Here is a 15,939-nt window from a genome sequence, read left to right as displayed (position 1 = left end):
CAGCCCGGCAGCGGCCGGCACAAGGAAACATCAATGAGCCAGAAAATACTCTTTATCGATCGCGACGGCACCCTTATTGAAGAGCCGCAAACCGACAAACAGGTGGACAGATTGGATAAGCTGGTGTTTGAACCCGGCGTTATTCCGGCGCTGCTCAAACTGCAAAGCGCCGGTTACCGCTTGGTGATGGTCTCCAATCAGGATGGCCTGGGCACCCCCTCCTTCCCGAAAGAAGACTTCGATGCGCCCCACAATCTGATGATGCAGATTTTTTCAAGCCAGGGGGTCAACTTCAGCGAGGTGTTGATTTGCCCTCACTTCAACGATGAAAACTGCAGTTGCCGCAAACCCAAACTCGGGTTGGTAAAAGCGTTTCTGACCCAGGGCCTGGTGGATTTCACCCGCTCGGCAGTTATTGGTGATCGGCAAACCGATATTGCCCTGGCCGAGGCCATGGGCTTGACCGGCTATCGCTATGACAGGGAAAAGCTCAACTGGGGCGTTATCTGTGATGCCCTCTTGAGCCGGGGTCGCCAGGCAACTGTGGTGCGCACCACCAAAGAGACCGATATTCGGGTTGAGGTGGATCTCGACCGCGCCGGCAACAGCGACATCAATACCGGCATAGGCTTTTTCGATCACATGCTGGATCAGATTGCCACCCACGGCAATTTCAAACTGGCAGTCAAGGTTGACGGCGATCTGGAGATAGATGATCACCACAGTGTGGAAGATACCGCGCTGGCGCTGGGCGATGCTTTACGTCAGGCGCTGGGCGATAAACGCGGTATTGCCCGTTTCGGCTTTTCCTTGCCCATGGATGAAGCCCGTGGCGACTGCCTGCTGGATCTCTCCGGCCGTCCCTTCCTCAAGTTCAACGCCGAATTTGAGCGGGAAAAGGTCGGGGAGCTGGCCACAGAGATGGTAGCGCACTTCTTTCGCTCCTTTGCCGACGGCCTGCGCTGCACCCTGCACCTTGGCTGCGAGGGCGACAATGACCACCACAAGGTAGAAGCGCTGTTCAAGGTGCTGGGGCGCACTCTGCGCCAGGCCATCAAGGTTGAAGGTGATGCCTTGCCTTCCAGTAAGGGAGTGTTGTAATGACCCAAGCCGTTGCCAAGACAGTGATAATAGATACCGGCTGCGCCAACTTGAGCTCGGTGAAATACGCCTTTGAGCGCCTCGGCGCCGACGTCTGTATCAGTGATGATGCCGAGGTTATCCGCAGCGCCGAAAGAGTGGTGCTTCCCGGAGTGGGCACAGCCAGAGCCGCCATGGCGGCGCTCACTGAAAAACAGCTAATTCCTGTTATCAAGGCGCTGAAACAGCCGGTGCTGGGAGTGTGTCTCGGTATGCAGCTCATGTGTGACAGCTCGCAGGAAAGTGGCGAGGATGCCGATGAATGTCAGTGTCTTGGGCTGATCCCGGGCACTATACGTTCACTCGACTGTAAGGGGTTGCCCAGTCCGCATATGGGCTGGGATCAACTGAGCCCCGTACTTGATGCAAACGGCCAGGCGCACCCGCTGTTTACCGGTATCGATGAAGGCAGCTACTGCTATTTCGTCCATTCCTTTTGCGCCGCGCCTTCGGCGGCCACCATAGCCGAATGCTGTTACGGCGAGCGTTTCAGTGCCGCCATTGCCAAAGACAACTTTATGGGAGTGCAGTTTCACCCGGAAAAGAGCGCCGCTATCGGCAGCCTTATCCTGGCTAACTTTCTCACTCTGACCCAGGATGATTTTAACGGAGCCGCAGCATGATTATACCGGCAATCGATCTTATAGAAGGTCAGGTAGTGCGCTTGTTTCAGGGCGATTACCAACAGGAAACCCGCTTCAATCTGCAACCTGAAGCCCAACTGCTCGCTTATCAGGCCCAGGGCGCTTCGCTCTTGCATCTGGTGGACTTGACCGGCGCCAAAGACCCTGAGCGCTGCCAAAGCAGCCTGATAGCTTCGCTCGCAGCCGCCCTGGATACACCACTGCAAGTGGGCGGCGGCGTACGCAGTCAGCGTCAGCTCGATGAACTATTCAAGGCCGGGGTTTCCCGGGTAGTGATAGGTTCATTGGCGGTGCGTGAGCCCAAACTGGTTGGCGCCTGGCTCGAGCAATACGGCCCGGAGGCCATCTGTCTGGCGCTGGATGTCAATATCAATGCCACGGGCGAGAAAATAGTGGCGGTTCACGGCTGGCAGAGTGGCGGTGGCAAAACCCTGGAATCTCTGGTGGCCCAGTTTGCCCCTTTGGGCCTTAAACATGCCCTGGTCACCGACATCAGCCGTGATGGCACTATGACGGGGGCCAATACGGCCCTGTACCGCGAGTTGGCGCAGACCTTTCCCGATATCGCCTGGCAGGCTTCCGGCGGTATCGCCAGCCTGGATGATGTCGCCGCAGTCAGGGATTCCGGCGCCAGCGGCCTGATTATCGGCAAGGCTTTGCTAACCGGCGAATTCAGCGTAGAGGAGGCGATCGCATGCTGGCAAAACGTATAGTCCCTTGTCTCGATGTACGGGACGGTAAGGTGGTCAAAGGCGTGCAGTTTCGTAACCACGAAACCATAGGCGATATCGTGCCGCTGGCGGCCAGATATGCTGCCGAAGGCGCCGATGAACTGGTGTTCTATGATATCACCGCCAGCGCCCACTCGCGGGTGGTGGATAAGTCCTGGGTCAGCCGGGTGGCGCAGCAGATAGACATCCCCTTCTGCGTGGCCGGCGGCATCAAGACCCTGGCCCAGGCACGCGAGCTGCTGGCATTCGGTGCCGACAAGATCTCCATCAATTCACCGGCACTGTCGGATCCCAGCCTTATTCGCAGGCTGCAGGATGAATTCGGCCGCCAGTGCATAGTGGTGGGTATCGACTCTTTCTTCGATGCCAATGACAACAGCTATAAGGTGAAACAGTTTACCGGCGATGAAGCAGCGACCCGCGACACCCAATGGCACACCTTGGATTGGGTCGAAGAGGTGCAGCGCCAGGGCTGCGGCGAAATCGTCCTCAATGTGATGAACCAGGATGGGGTGCGCCAGGGTTATGATATCGAGCAGCTCGCCAAAGTGAGAGCCGTCTGTGATGTGCCGCTTATTGCCTCCGGCGGCGCCGGTACCATGGCGCACTTTCTCGAGGTCTTCGACAAGGCCAAGGTCGATGCCGCTTTGGCCGCCAGCGTATTTCACAAGGGGATCATAGAGATCCAGGCGCTGAAAGCCTTTCTCAAGCAAAGCGGCGTCGCCATTCGCAGCTAAGGAAGGCTTCTTGCAAAGGACTAGGGCCATTGGCTGCGAACCACGCCTTGCATCCAGGCCTGTGAGCCGACGCAGAGCACACATGGGACTTGTTCGCACCTTCCCTAATGCCCCACAACCCAATACAGGTATTTGATATGACAACCGAGACAAACAATGCCGACTGGCTCAATCAGTTGGACTGGGATAAACAACAGGGATTACTGCCGGCCGTAGTGCAGGACTTTCACAGCGGCAAGGTGTTGATGCTGGGCTATATGAACCGCGAGGCCCTGGATGTCACCCTAAGCAAAGGCCTGGTGACCTTTTACAGCCGCAGCAAACAGCGGCTCTGGACCAAGGGCGAAAGCTCGGGCAATCTGCTGCAATTGGTCAGCATAGGAGTGGACTGTGACAACGACAGCCTGCTGCTGCAGGCCAACCCCTTAGGCCCCACCTGCCACAAGGGGACTGACAGCTGCTGGGATAATCCGGCCTGCGGCGAAGTGCACCCCTTTATCAATCGCCTGCAAAGCCTTATCGCCTCCAGAAAGGAGGAAGACCCCAACGAGAGCTACACCGCTTCGTTGTTTCAGCGTGGTACCAAGCGCATTGCCCAGAAGGTGGGCGAAGAGGGATTGGAAACCGCGCTGGCGGCGGCCACTCATGATCGCGAAGAGTTGGTGAATGAAGCCTCGGATCTCCTCTATCACCTCTTGGTACTGCTGGAAGATCAGCAGCTGTCCCTCGATGATATCCATGCCAACCTGGCCAAACGCCACGCACAGGCAAATAAAGGAAAGTCTTAGCCGAGTATTGTCCCCCATGCCCCTTGAGGGGCATGTACCAAGCCTTTGCAGTGAATGGATAACTAACCGCTGGGAATGCTCTGGTTGGAACGAGGATGAAGCTTCAATAATATATCAACAAGAAGGCTCCCCCTTCTTGTTGACAATTAAGCGAGGGCGAAATGTTATTATTTAGGCTGCAACAATTTGCTGCTGGGCTCTTAGCGGATGCAAGCGATCGTGCATCACCTTGATCGTTTCGAAGCGGGTCAGGGTTTTGACATCGCTGAGTCGGCATTCGTTAGCCAACATCATCACCAAAGAAGCCTGCAACCCGGTCTCTACCACCATCACCAGCACGCGATCCCCACGACATTTGAGATCAAACATCTTGCCCGGCTCACTGTAGACACAGACCCCACTAGGCTCAAAAAACCATGATTTGGGCATCTGTGGCTTTTGCATAAAGTGGGCAGCAGTGGCATTTAATGCCAGTTGAACAATTTGAGCATCCGTCAACGACAGTGACTTGGTCAGCCGATCAAGCAGGTCAATATAGAACTTGGCGTGCTCGACGCTAAATTCTGCTTCTTTCATTGCATCCGGTATCAAAGTTTTGGCTTTATAAGGAGTCAGAAATTCCATTTCCGAACCTAACGATACGCTAAGGACACCATACGAATCGTTATATCTCCATTGCCAATCTCTATTTGGCATTAATAACATAACGCAATCCAATAAGACCTGTGATTTATTACAGATGGAATAATAGATGATATTTTACCCAATATCAAAAAAAGTTTTAGATATTAGATTGAGATAACAATATCTTAGAACGATCCTTTAGATCAAAAAACGATCGATATAATCAAAAAAGGATCGCATACGCGATCCCTTTGGCTGTTTTTTAACTTATTTGGATCTATAGGCGTCAACAATATCTTTAATTAATTTTGGACCCTGGTAAATAAAGCCTGAATAAATCTGCACCATGCTCGCTCCGGCATCCAATTTTTCCAAAGCATCATCGGCACTATTAATCCCACCTACCCCCAAGATCGGGATCTCACCTTTCAAACACTGCGCGAGATATTTTATCACCTTGGTTGACAGCTGGTTCAGCGGCTTACCGCTAAGGCCACCGGTCTCGTTGGAGTTGGCTAAGCCGCTGACCCCATCACGGGTCAAAGTGGTATTGGTTGCGATGGCGCCATCGAACCTATGTTTCAATAACGACTCGGCAATCTTTTCGATCTCTTCTTCAGTCAGATCCGGCGCAATTTTCAATGCAATGGGGACATATTTACCATGCTTTTCTGCCAGCTCAATTTGTTTGTTTTTTAGGCTAGACAGCAAGTCATCCAATAATTCGCCATATTGCATGGTACGCAGGCCAGGAGTATTGGGTGATGAGATATTGACTGCGATGTAATCGGCATAGGCGTATACCTTATCCATACAGATCAGATAATCATCTTTCCCCTGCTCTACCGGTGTATCTTTATTTTTACCTATATTGACACCGACCATGGCGTTGGATTTTTTAGCCTTGAGATTGGCCACCAGATTATCTACGCCGAGATTATTAAAACCCATGCGATTGATAATCGCCTTGGCCGGCTTAATCCGGAAAAGCCGTGGTTTATCGTTACCGGGTTGCGGTCTTGGAGTCACAGTTCCGACTTCAATATGACCAAATCCCATGGCATGAAAGGCATCGATACATTCACCGTCTTTATCCATACCGGCAGCCAAACCGACGGGATTGGGAAATGTCAGCCCCATGAATTCGACCGGGGCCGGGGCAAAATGCTGCGCATAAAAGCAGTTCAGCGGTGAGTTACCTGTTGCTCTGAGGCTGCCTATGGCCAAGTTATGGGCGCGCTCAGGATCCATCTGAAACATGACTTTTTGTGCGAGTTTGTAAAACATGGTTTCTCCTAGACCTAAAAAAAGCCCCGGCGTTTGCCAGGGCTCTTATTGTTATAATAGCTTACTTCTGCCCTTCGCAGTGCAGGATCAGCAGATTCAGTTCTCGTAACGCTACAGAAAACTTCGCAAATTCATGAGTTTGCGAGGTTTTGAAGTCAGCCAGCATGTGGAACCAGCGCTCCAGCAAGCCCTGATTGAGTTCGACCCACTGCTCAATAATGGCATCGGACTCACAACTATCGCTACAACTGCGCAGTACCGCCGAAGTCAGTGCTCTTTGCTGCCAATCCAACTCCTCGCGGAACGCCGCCCTGGCCAGTGCCTGCCAGTGGTTGGCCACCGGCTGACCACCTATCTGTTCCAAGAACCAGTGCAGATCGATTCTGGCACCCAACTTAAAGTAAGTCTCGGCCACCAAGGAAATCGGCTTGGATTCCAGCTGAGCTATCTGAGCGATATCCAGTGCCGAGAACAGCGTGCTCATCTTGGCAACCAGACTGGCCACTTCGTGAGGCACGGCTTCTTTTTCCAGCGCGGCAATATCCTCTTCGATACCCGCCAGTTCATCGGCCACCAAGTAGGAACGGATATTGGTTTTCAGCTCGTCAAACACCGGCTTATAGAAAGCCACTACCTGCTCAATGCCCATATTCCGGCTGCGATTACGCAGGAACCAGCGACAGGCGCGGCGCATATTACGGCGCAGCTGGTGCAGCATTTCACCCTGAACAACCGCGGGTACTATGCCGTTCAAATCAGTAATGGCTTTGGTTAAATCTGCCAAACCAAACACTTCACGGGCCATAGTGTAACAAATGGCGGCATCGGCAACTGAGGCGCCTGTCTCATCCTGCATACGCTGGACAAAATTGAGCCCCATATCGTTAACCAGTTCATTAGCCAGCGAAGTGGCGATGATCTCGCCGCGCAGCGGATGCTGAGTCATCTTGTCGGCATATTGTTGTTGCAATTTACCGGGGAAGTAGTTGACCAGCAGTTGGCTCAACCAGGCATCCTCTGTGATATCGGGCGTCAACAATTGCTCCTTGAGCACCATCTTGGCGTAAGCCACCAATACCGACAGTTCAGGACGGGTCAAACCACGACCGCTGGCCAGACGCTCTGAAAGCTCCTCTTCTGTGGGCAGGAACTCCAGTGCCCGGTCCAACTTGCCCTCTTTTTCCAGGTAGTTGATAAAGCGGATCTGCTCTTTGAGCTGTTCGGCGCCGCGCACCTGGGTCACAGAGATGGTACGGGTCTGATCTTTACAGTCCTGCAGCACTATCTGCGCCACTTCGTCAGTCATCTCTTCCAGCAGGCGGTTACGCTGCTTGAGGGTCATCTCGCCTTCGGCCACCAGGGCGTTAAGCAGAATTTTGATGTTAACTTCGTTATCCGAGCAGTCTACACCGCCTACGTTATCGACAAAGTCGGTGTTGATACGACCGCCATTGGCTGCGTATTCAATCCGGCCGAGCTGAGTACAGCCTAGGTTACCACCTTCGCCTATGATCTTAGCCTTAAGCTCATTGCCATTGACTCTCAAACCGTCGTTGGCGCGGTCGCCAACTTCGGCGTGAGTCTCTTTGCTAGCCTTGACATAAGTGCCGATACCGCCATTCCAGATCAGATCTACCGGCATTTTCAGCAGGCACTTGATCAGTTCGGTCGGTGTCATCGCATCCTTGTCAGTCGCCAGCATCTTCTTGATTTCCGGCGTCAAACTGATGGACTTGGCGCTACGGGCAAACACGCCCCCCCCTTTGGAGATCAGCTCCTTGTTGTAATCTTCCCAGCTGGAGCGGGGCAGATTAAACAGACGCTTGCGCTCAACAAAGCTGGTCGCTGAGTCCGGCGTTGGGTCGATAAAGATATGCATGTGGTTAAAAGCGGCCACCAGCTGGGTATGCTCAGACAAGAGCATGCCGTTACCGAATACATCGCCGGCCATATCACCGATACCGACACAGGTGAAATCTGTAGTCTGGCAATCGATACCCACTTCGCGGAAGTGACGTTTCACCGACTCCCAAGCGCCACGGGCGGTGATCCCCATCTTCTTGTGGTCATAACCGTTAGAACCACCGGAAGCAAAGGCATCACCCAGCCAGAAGCCATATTCAATAGCAATGGCGTTGGCAGTGTCAGAGAAGGTGGCTGTTCCTTTATCGGCAGCGACCACCAGGTAAGGATCGTCTTCATCGTGACGCACCACATCCATAGGGGGCACTAGGTCACCGTTGACGATATTGTCTGTGATATCCAGCAGACCCCGGATAAAGATCCGGTAGCATTCCTGACCTTCGGTGAAGAAGGCTTCACGTCCGCCCTCGGTCGGCAACTGTTTACAAACAAAGCCTCCCTTGGCACCCACAGGCACAATCACAGTGTTCTTAACCTGCTGTGCCTTCACCAGCCCCAGCACTTCGGTACGGAAGTCTTCGCGGCGATCAGACCAGCGCAGACCACCTCGGGCCACCTTACCACCGCGCAGATGCACACCCTCAACCCTTGGGCTGTAGACGAAGATTTCAAACTTCGGCAGTGGCTTGGGCATTTCTGGGATCTGATCCGGGGCAAACTTGAAGGAGATATAATCCTTCGGCAAACCCGCAGCATCTTGTTGATAGAAGTTGGTTCTCAACGTGGCGTTGATAAGTTCCAGATAGCGACGGATGATACGGTCATCATCCAGGCTGGAGACATCATCGAGACGCAGATTGATCTGCTCGATAAACTTGTCCAGCGTGCGGGTCTTCAGCTTGGGGTTGAACTTACGAATAAACATCTTCACTAGCGAATCGGCGATCTGCGGATAACGGCTGAAGGTTTCTTCGATGTAAGCCTGGCTGAAGGTTGCATCGATTTGGCGCATATACTTGGCATAGGCGCGCAGCACTGACACTTCGCGGCCGGAAAGTCCGGTAGCCAGCACCATACGGTTGAAGCCATCATCTTCCAGCTTCTTCTGCCAAACCTGTGCCAGCGCAGTCTGGAATCTGTCCTGACTGTCAGCCAGATTCTCAGTGGCGCTGCCTTGTACCGTCATCAGGAAGTCGAGGATCCAGAAGGTCGCCCCATCTGTGGTCTTCACTTCATAAGGGCGCTCATTGATCACCCTGAGACCGAAGTTTTCCAGCATAGGCAGCACATCCGACAGATGGATAGGCTCATCCTTGTGGAACAGCTTCAAACGCACCTTGTTACTGCCGGGTGCCGCTTCCTGCGGCTGATAGAACAACATGCCCAGCTTATGATCGTCGTCCAGCGCTTCCAGTTGTTGCAGATCTACCACGGCCGAGGTGGCCAAGACATCATCTTTGTAACTCTGTGGGAAAGCGGTCAGATAACGCTTGAACAGGCGGGTGCCCTGCTCTTCACCCAGTGAATTGTTGAGCGCGCTTTGAAGTTTATCTTCCCATAAGCGTGCCGCTTCAATCAGGTTGTTTTCTATGGCAGCCACATCGAGTTCCAAATTATTGTTGTTGTCGACTTTAACTATGTAGTGGGTACGGGCCAAGCTCGACTCGGAGAAGTAAGTGGTAAACTCCACCTCTTCAGTGCTGTTAAAGGTTTGGGCAAAGATCCTTTGAGTCTCTTCACGCAGACGGGTGTTGTATCTGTCTTTGGAGACATACACCAAACAAGACAAGAAACGGCCGAAACCATCTTTACGGACAAACAGTTTGAGTTTGTCTCTGTCCTGCATATCCAACACACCATGTGCCATGTGCGACAGCTCATCGACACTGGCCTGAATAATCTCATCCCTTGGCAGGTTTTCGAGAATATTCATCAGAGCCTTGTAATCGTGGGAGCGCGGTGCCAGTCCTGACTTGTCCATTACCCGCTGGATCTTCTCGGCCAGCAGGGGGATCTCTTTCGGGCTACGGTTGTATAGATTAGAGGCGTACAAGCCGATGAATCTATCTTCACCGACAACATTACCGGCCTCATCGAAACGTTTGACGCCGATATAATCGACATAAGCAGGCCTATGAACCCGGCTCTTGGCACTGCTCTTGGTCAGGATCAACAGGCTGTTGTCCAATGCTTCACGGCGAGCCGACTCTGAGAAAGAAGACAGCATCAAGCCGTGCTCGGGCTGCGCCTTGCCGGGTTTATTCATCAGGCCAAGGCTGCTGGCCATATCGGGTACCAGCTCAACGTCACCCTCGACTTTACGCAGGTCGTAGCGACGATAACCCATCAGAGTAAAGTGATGGTTGTTCAAATAGTTAAGGAAGCGAGTCGCTTCTTCAAGCTCGGCCTTATCACCGGGGAATGGGCGCTTGGGCAACTCTTCTGCTACTTCGGCCAACTTGTCGGACATGGCACTCCAATCATTGACGGCGGCGGCCACATCGCCGAGCACGGACTCTATCTCTTTTTCGAGTTGTTTTATGTCCTTGTCGCTGCTTTGGCGGTCGATTTCAATCAGGAAGACCGCCACCTTATCGCTGTCTTCCTTGCTGTCGTTAACAAAGCTGACGCGATTGATGTCTTTGCCTTGGCGCTCGATGGCCAATGGCGTGTGCAACATCATATGAGCGGTGATCCCCAAACGGTTGAGAGCCATACCCAAAGAATCCACCAAGAAAGGCATGTCGGGCTGCACAACTTCGATGATGGAGTGGGTTGATTGCCAGCCGTGCTTGGCCTGGCTTGGGTTGAATACCCTTAAATGAGTTTCCCCACAAGGCGTGCTGTTCAGGGCATTCCAAAGACTCAAAACGGCACCGTAGAGATCGCTGTCGTTACGGGCTTGGAGATCGTCTTTGGACATGTGAGCGTAGAGGCAGGTGGCGAACTGTTCCACCTGATTTGCTTGTGCTTTAGGGACTTTGGAGCGAATTAAACTGACTACCTTTTCAAGTAGTACTGAAGGCATTGCATCTTTCAAGGCCATTTTGCTGTTTCCTTAAGCGTCTATGGCAGCGCTTTTTTCATTATATGGATGCTTCGACGAATGACCCGGACCTGAATTTTTGTGACCGAGGTCATGCCGCGCAGTGTATTACTAAACACACCATAATTCGAGCAAAATTTTAGTGGTACATCCTGTACAAATCCAGCAATGACGGGATATTGAAGGGAGTGATGAAGAAACAATCGGAATAACAGACTAACTATGCAGCAGGGGCAGGAGAAACTTCTTCTCCTGCCCCTATCACTAGCTGTGTTTGCGCCAGAAAAGTGCCGCCAGCGCAGGCAGGATAATTATGGCACCTAGCATGTTGACCACAAACATGAAGGTAAGCAAAATTCCCATATCCATCTGGAACTTAAGTGCAGAGAAGAACCAAGTACTCACCCCAATGGCCAAGGTCAGACCGGTGAAGATGACCGCACTGCCTCGCTCCATCAAGGCTTCGAAATAGGCTTGCTGCACCGCCATACCATCACGCAATTTCACCGCCATGGTCGACAGGATATAGATGCCATAGTCCACCCCGATACCCACCCCGAGGGCTATAACCGGCAAGGTGCTCACCGTCAGGCCGATATCCAGCCAGGTCATCAGTGCCTGCGCCAGTGTCGATACCACATACAGAGGCAGAATGACTGCAATCGTGGCTTTCAGCGAGCGGAAGCTTATCAGACAGAGGATAAACACGGCGCCATAGACATACAGCATCATAGGCAGTTGCGCCTCGGCCACCGCCTCGTTGGTTGCCGCCATCACCCCCACAGGGCCGGAAGCGAGTTTAAAGCTCAGCTTGTCGTCGTCCATTTCGGCGGCCAGCAGCTTTACCTTACTCACCACCTGCTCTATGGTTTCCGCCTTGTGATCCTTAAGAAACAGATAAACAGGCATCACAGAGCAATCGCCGTTCAGCAGGCCGGTACTGGTAGGAATTTGTGACACCAGCTGGGCTAGGCTCGCCGGGCTCCTGGGCAATACCTGCCACTTGGGGCTACCCTCGTTGAAACCGGCATTCACCTGGCGTGCCACCGAGGCAATACTGGCAGTAAACTCAACCCCTGGGGTGTTGCGTGCCAACCATTCGAACCTGTCAATCTTCTCCAGCGCCGAGTGATAGGTGCAGGCCTCGGGATAAGCTTCCACTATCACGCTCATCACGTCAGTGGTGATAGAGAAATGATCAGTAATAAAGAAAGTGTCCTGGTTATAGCGAGAGTCCTGATGCAGCGCCGGTGCTCCGCCCTGAAGATCGCCGATTTGCATCTTGCCGGCTTGCTGCAGCCCGCCCAGATAAAGCAGCGCCGTCACAGCCACTACCACCACAGCATATTTTGGGGTGGCAAAACAGGTGAGCTTTTGCCAAAAGGCCGCTGTCTTGGCCTCGGTGCCAGCATCCGCTTTCGCGGCCTTTATCTGGAAGAAGGAGATCACCAGAGGCAAGAGTATCAGGTTGGTCAGGATAATCACTGCTACCCCAAGCGATGCCGAAATCGCCAACTCGCGAATAATGCCGATATCGATTGCCAGCAAGGTCATAAACCCTATGGTATCCGACAACAAGGCGACCCCGCCCGGCACCAAGAGGCTACGAAATGCCGAAGCCGCCGCCACCTTGGTACTCAGGCCATCGGCAACCCGCTTGCGGATGGCATTGATCATCTGTACCCCGTGGCTGACCCCTATGGCAAATACCAAAAACGGCACCAGAATCGACATGGGATCCAAGCCAAAGCCCACCACGGTCAAGAGCCCAAGCTGCCAGACCACGGCAATCAAGCTGCACACCAAAGGCAGCAGGGTCAACACCATGGAGCGGGAGAAGAGATATACCATCAGGGCCGTGACCAAAATGGCTATCAGGAAAAACAACAACACTCCTTTGGCCCCGTCAGCCACATCACCGGCCATCTTGGCAAAGCCTATGATGTGAATTTTGATACCATCTTTTTCAAACTGACCTCTGAGCTGCTCTTCCAGTTGCGCGGCAAACGCCAAAGTGTCCAGTGGCTCGCCGGTTTGCGGATCAAAGTCCATCAGCTGCGCCGTCACCATGGCGGCGCTGTAATCCTCAGCCACCAAACGGCCGACTATGCCGGCTTTTTCGATATTGCCTCTAACCCGTTCAAGCCCGGCTTCTGTGGTACTGAAATCCGCCGGGATCACCGGCCCCCCGGCAAAGCCGTCTTCCACCACTTCAGTAAAACGTGTCGACGGCGAAAACAGGGATTTCACCTGGGAGCGTTCTACCCCGGGAATGAAGAACAGTTGATCATGTACATTCTTCAGGGTGTCGAAAAACGCGGGATTGAAAATATTACCGCTGCTGTCTTCTACCGCCACCATGATGGAGTTGGCGCCTCCAAACTGCTTCTGGTGTTTGAGGTAGGTCTGCATATAGGGATGATGCAGCGGAATGTTTTTGACAAATGCCGCATCCATTTTCAGCTGACTGGCCTGAAAGCCCAGAAATACCGTGGTCAGCGCAAACAGCAGTATCACTCCGATACGATTGCGAAAGAGAAAACTCTCAATCCCATTGACCAGTCTGTCTAACATAATAATGGCCCTTTATTGTTGTTTTAATTCGAAAAGCCCTTTGGTCCCGGCTATCCATAACCGGCCCTTAGGGTCTACAGCAACTGCCGATAAATTTTCCCCTCTGCGCTGGGTCACCAGCTCAGCGTGTAAATTGTTATCCAAACGAATAACGGCACCGCCATTGCCGACCAGCAGCAGGCCCCCTTTGACCGGCGCAGCCGCATTGAGGGTCGATTCAAGCGGCATCTTTATCTCCTGCCACTGACTCATATCTTCCGGTGCGCTGAAGGCATGCCCTCGCAGACCAAACACATAGAGCTGTTTATCCTTTTCTATGGCATTAAACAAAGAGCCGTCATAAATAAACTCCAGTCGCTGCCACAAACGGCCGCCATCTTCGGAAATGGCTACCATTCCCAGCTCCCCGACCATGAGTAAACGCTGATCTTCAAGGGCGATGACCCGGTTGAAATGGGGCAGAATAGAATCAGACTCGGCCCGATAGGCCTCTTCATCCTGCTGTTTGAGATCCGCCAGATAGTCGGCATCATCTTGGCTCAAGAGCTCAGGGTGAAACTCTTTCTGCCAACTTTGACCGCCATCTGTGGTGCGCAGAAATAGACCATAGGCGCCAACGGCTATGCCGTTTTTAACATCGGCAAACCAAACATCCAGCAAGGGCCGGGCAAGCTCTGGCGAACCAAACTGTGACTGCCAGGATAGCCCGCCATCTTGAGTAGCAAGAATGGTGGCATCATGACCCACGGCCCAGCCATGATTGGCATCGAGAAAAAATACCTTGGTCAACTGCGCCTGACTCGGTGTCACCACCTGTTGCCACTGATTGGCATCGGCGCTGAGCCTTAAGATATGACCACGCTCACCGACAGCGACCATAGTGCTGCCGGCCTGAGCAATATCCAGCATCAAAGAATGCACCGCCAGAGGCTGCAACTGGCCAGTCAGAGCACCGGTTACAGATTGCGTTTCGGCGTGAAGGGGCGACATTGTGCCCTGGAACGTGAGTATGCCAAGACCCAGAGCCGCTGCTTGAAGCATGCGATACGACATTACAGACTTCCTTAGGGTTTAAAGGGGCGCACGCGCCCCTGGAATTTCCAACTGGGTGACTTATGTCACCCAACGACACAGGCTTAACGTATCCCTTCGCGGCGCAGCGCGGCCGGGGTGAAGTTGGCCTCAGACAACTTGGCATCGAAGTCATACATACGGCCTTCGTTATCCAAACCTATGGCGATATAACGACGAGACTGCAGATCGTAATACACCTCGAGAGTACTCCAGTGAGTCGGCACCTCGTAGTAGTTCAGACCATGCGCCATGGCAACCCGATACAGTTCGTCACGGTTGTCGTACAGATCGGCGATTGATACCTGCCAGGAATCCTCATCCAAATAGAAGACTCGGGTCTTGTAGATATGACGCATGCCCTCTTTCAAGCTGGCCTTGACCACCCAGACTCTGTGCTTTTCATAGCGAATATAATCGGGGTTCAGGTGACCGGGCTTGAGTAGCTCACTGTACTTGACCTTATCCGAATGCAGACGGTAGTCGTTGTAAGGAATGAATATCTCTTTCTTGCCCAGCAACTCCCAGTTGTAACGGGAAGGCGAGCCGTTGAACATATCGAAATCATCCGTGGTACGCAGACCATCAGAAACCGTGCCAGGCGTGTCAAAGGCCACGTTGGGCGCCTTTCTCACCCGGCGCTGCCCTGTGTTGTAGGTCCAGGCCTGGCGGGGTTCCTTCTCCTGATCCATGGTTTCTTTCACCAACAGCGCAGTACCGGCCAAACGCGCGGGTTGCGTCACCACCTGTTTGAATTCAAACAGAATATTGTTCTTTTTCAGTTCATCCAAATTGGCTTCGGGACGAGAGTATTCGAAACGTATCTCCTCGGCCATTTCCACCAGTGTGTAATCACCACTGGCGGTAGGCGCCGCCTGATTACGTTCGGTTTCGATATCGACACCGCGGAATCTGAGGATATGGTTCCAAATGGCTTCCAATCCATTGGCAGGAATGGGGAAAGGAATGCCTATAGACGCGCCATCGACACCATTGCCCTCAGAGACCAGAGTCGCTCTCGGCGCATTGGCCTTGGTGGCATCATAAATAAACTGCGGCACAGAAGCGGTACGCCGAGTCTGATAGATGTTCATTTTGAAACTATCTGGATAGGTTTCAAACATCTTCAGTTGCCCCGGCGTCAGGAACTCCTTGTATTGCTCCTTATTGGCTGCGGTAACCGTCACCAGCGGCTTGTCATCCGGAAAGGGATCGGGGTGATGCATGCCTTTTTTATAACTGGCAGGAGGTGTGGTAATGCCGCCGTCCCAAGCCGGAATACTACCATCGGCGTTGGGGCCCTTTTCAGCCCCGAGTGGTGTCAGGCTGCTACCCAGTTTGGCCACATCGGCCTCGGAAACCTTGGCTTCTACGGCTGTAGTGGCCCCCAAAGCCAGAATTACAGCAGCAGACAATATAGCTATCGTTCTCATT

General features: G+C 53.0%; 11 protein-coding genes. 5 read left to right on the top strand and 6 right to left on the bottom strand.

Translation table 11 applies throughout. The features are described from left to right. The first annotated feature begins 33 nt into the window (after positions 1 to 33). From hisB to hisIE, 5 genes are all read left to right on the top strand, one after another. Entirely contained in the window at positions 34 to 1,101 is a 1,068-nt protein-coding gene (hisB, locus tag K5621_RS09200; RefSeq protein ID WP_221050999.1) for a bifunctional histidinol-phosphatase/imidazoleglycerol-phosphate dehydratase HisB, read from the top strand. After that, positions 1,101 to 1,763, top strand: a complete 663-nt coding sequence (hisH, locus tag K5621_RS09195) for an imidazole glycerol phosphate synthase subunit HisH (protein ID WP_101096414.1) — start codon at positions 1,101 to 1,103, stop codon at positions 1,761 to 1,763. Before hisB ends, hisH begins: the two co-directional genes overlap by 1 nt. Beyond that, entirely contained in the window at positions 1,760 to 2,497 is a 738-nt protein-coding gene (gene hisA, locus K5621_RS09190; protein ID WP_039033226.1) for a 1-(5-phosphoribosyl)-5-[(5-phosphoribosylamino)methylideneamino]imidazole-4-carboxamide isomerase, read from the top strand. Before hisH ends, hisA begins: the two co-directional genes overlap by 4 nt. Beyond that, entirely contained in the window at positions 2,479 to 3,252 is a 774-nt protein-coding gene (gene hisF / locus K5621_RS09185; protein ID WP_044734598.1) for an imidazole glycerol phosphate synthase subunit HisF, read from the top strand. The genes hisA and hisF overlap by 19 nt, the downstream gene beginning before the upstream one ends. 137 nt (positions 3,253 to 3,389) lie before the next feature. Continuing rightward, positions 3,390 to 4,040, top strand: coding sequence for a bifunctional phosphoribosyl-AMP cyclohydrolase/phosphoribosyl-ATP diphosphatase HisIE (gene hisIE, locus K5621_RS09180; protein ID WP_221050998.1), 651 nt, complete (start codon positions 3,390 to 3,392; stop codon positions 4,038 to 4,040). 171 nt (positions 4,041 to 4,211) lie between these two features. Here hisIE and K5621_RS09175 read toward each other — a convergent pair whose 3' ends face one another. The 6 genes from K5621_RS09175 to K5621_RS09150 form a co-directional block, all read right to left on the bottom strand. Then, the gene (locus K5621_RS09175) at positions 4,212 to 4,745 is read right to left on the bottom strand and encodes a cell division protein ZapC (RefSeq protein WP_100142687.1); all 534 of its coding nucleotides are present in this window, start codon (positions 4,743 to 4,745) and stop codon (positions 4,212 to 4,214) included. 186 nt (positions 4,746 to 4,931) lie between these two features. Further along, a complete protein-coding gene (gene pyrD, locus K5621_RS09170) occupies positions 4,932 to 5,951 on the bottom strand; it encodes a quinone-dependent dihydroorotate dehydrogenase (protein WP_221050997.1) in 1,020 nt (339 codons plus the stop codon). Between the two features lie 61 nt (positions 5,952 to 6,012). After that, positions 6,013 to 10,860, bottom strand: coding sequence for an NAD-glutamate dehydrogenase (locus K5621_RS09165; RefSeq protein ID WP_188726010.1), 4,848 nt, complete (start codon positions 10,858 to 10,860; stop codon positions 6,013 to 6,015). Positions 10,861 to 11,124: 264 nt separating this feature from the next. After that, a complete protein-coding gene (locus K5621_RS09160) occupies positions 11,125 to 13,434 on the bottom strand; it encodes an efflux RND transporter permease subunit (RefSeq protein WP_100142689.1) in 2,310 nt (769 codons plus the stop codon). Between the two features lie 12 nt (positions 13,435 to 13,446). Further along, positions 13,447 to 14,487: a WD40/YVTN/BNR-like repeat-containing protein gene (locus K5621_RS09155; protein ID WP_221050996.1), complete on the bottom strand. Its 1,041-nt coding sequence runs from the start codon at positions 14,485 to 14,487 to the stop codon at positions 13,447 to 13,449. 83 nt (positions 14,488 to 14,570) lie between these two features. Continuing rightward, on the bottom strand, positions 14,571 to 15,938 hold the full coding sequence (locus tag K5621_RS09150) for a DUF1329 domain-containing protein (RefSeq protein ID WP_100142691.1): 1,368 nt from the start codon (positions 15,936 to 15,938) through the stop codon (positions 14,571 to 14,573). Position 15,939: the final 1 nt, after the last annotated feature.

It is taken from the genome of Shewanella carassii (genome assembly GCF_019670705.1).
In the GTDB taxonomy this organism is placed as follows: domain Bacteria; phylum Pseudomonadota; class Gammaproteobacteria; order Enterobacterales; family Shewanellaceae; genus Shewanella; species Shewanella carassii.
Note: the sequence above shows the minus strand (reverse complement) of the source record. Positions and strands in the feature narration are given on the sequence as shown.

What these genes read in the sequence shown, in the direction of transcription:
- hisB (WP_221050999.1), top strand. Translation starts at nt 34, where the DNA reads ATGAGCCAGAAAATACTCTTTATCGATCGCGACGGCACCCTTATTGAA.
- hisH (WP_101096414.1), top strand. Translation starts at nt 1,101, where the DNA reads ATGACCCAAGCCGTTGCCAAGACAGTGATAATAGATACCGGCTGCGCC.
- hisA (WP_039033226.1), top strand. Translation starts at nt 1,760, where the DNA reads ATGATTATACCGGCAATCGATCTTATAGAAGGTCAGGTAGTGCGCTTG.
- hisF (WP_044734598.1), top strand. Translation starts at nt 2,479, where the DNA reads ATGCTGGCAAAACGTATAGTCCCTTGTCTCGATGTACGGGACGGTAAG.
- hisIE (WP_221050998.1), top strand. Translation starts at nt 3,390, where the DNA reads ATGACAACCGAGACAAACAATGCCGACTGGCTCAATCAGTTGGACTGG.
- K5621_RS09175 (WP_100142687.1), bottom strand. Translation starts at nt 4,745, where the DNA reads ATGTTATTAATGCCAAATAGAGATTGGCAATGGAGATATAACGATTCG.
- pyrD (WP_221050997.1), bottom strand. Translation starts at nt 5,951, where the DNA reads ATGTTTTACAAACTCGCACAAAAAGTCATGTTTCAGATGGATCCTGAG.
- K5621_RS09165 (WP_188726010.1), bottom strand. Translation starts at nt 10,860, where the DNA reads ATGGCCTTGAAAGATGCAATGCCTTCAGTACTACTTGAAAAGGTAGTC.
- K5621_RS09160 (WP_100142689.1), bottom strand. Translation starts at nt 13,434, where the DNA reads ATGTTAGACAGACTGGTCAATGGGATTGAGAGTTTTCTCTTTCGCAAT.
- K5621_RS09155 (WP_221050996.1), bottom strand. Translation starts at nt 14,487, where the DNA reads ATGTCGTATCGCATGCTTCAAGCAGCGGCTCTGGGTCTTGGCATACTC.
- K5621_RS09150 (WP_100142691.1), bottom strand. Translation starts at nt 15,938, where the DNA reads ATGAGAACGATAGCTATATTGTCTGCTGCTGTAATTCTGGCTTTGGGG.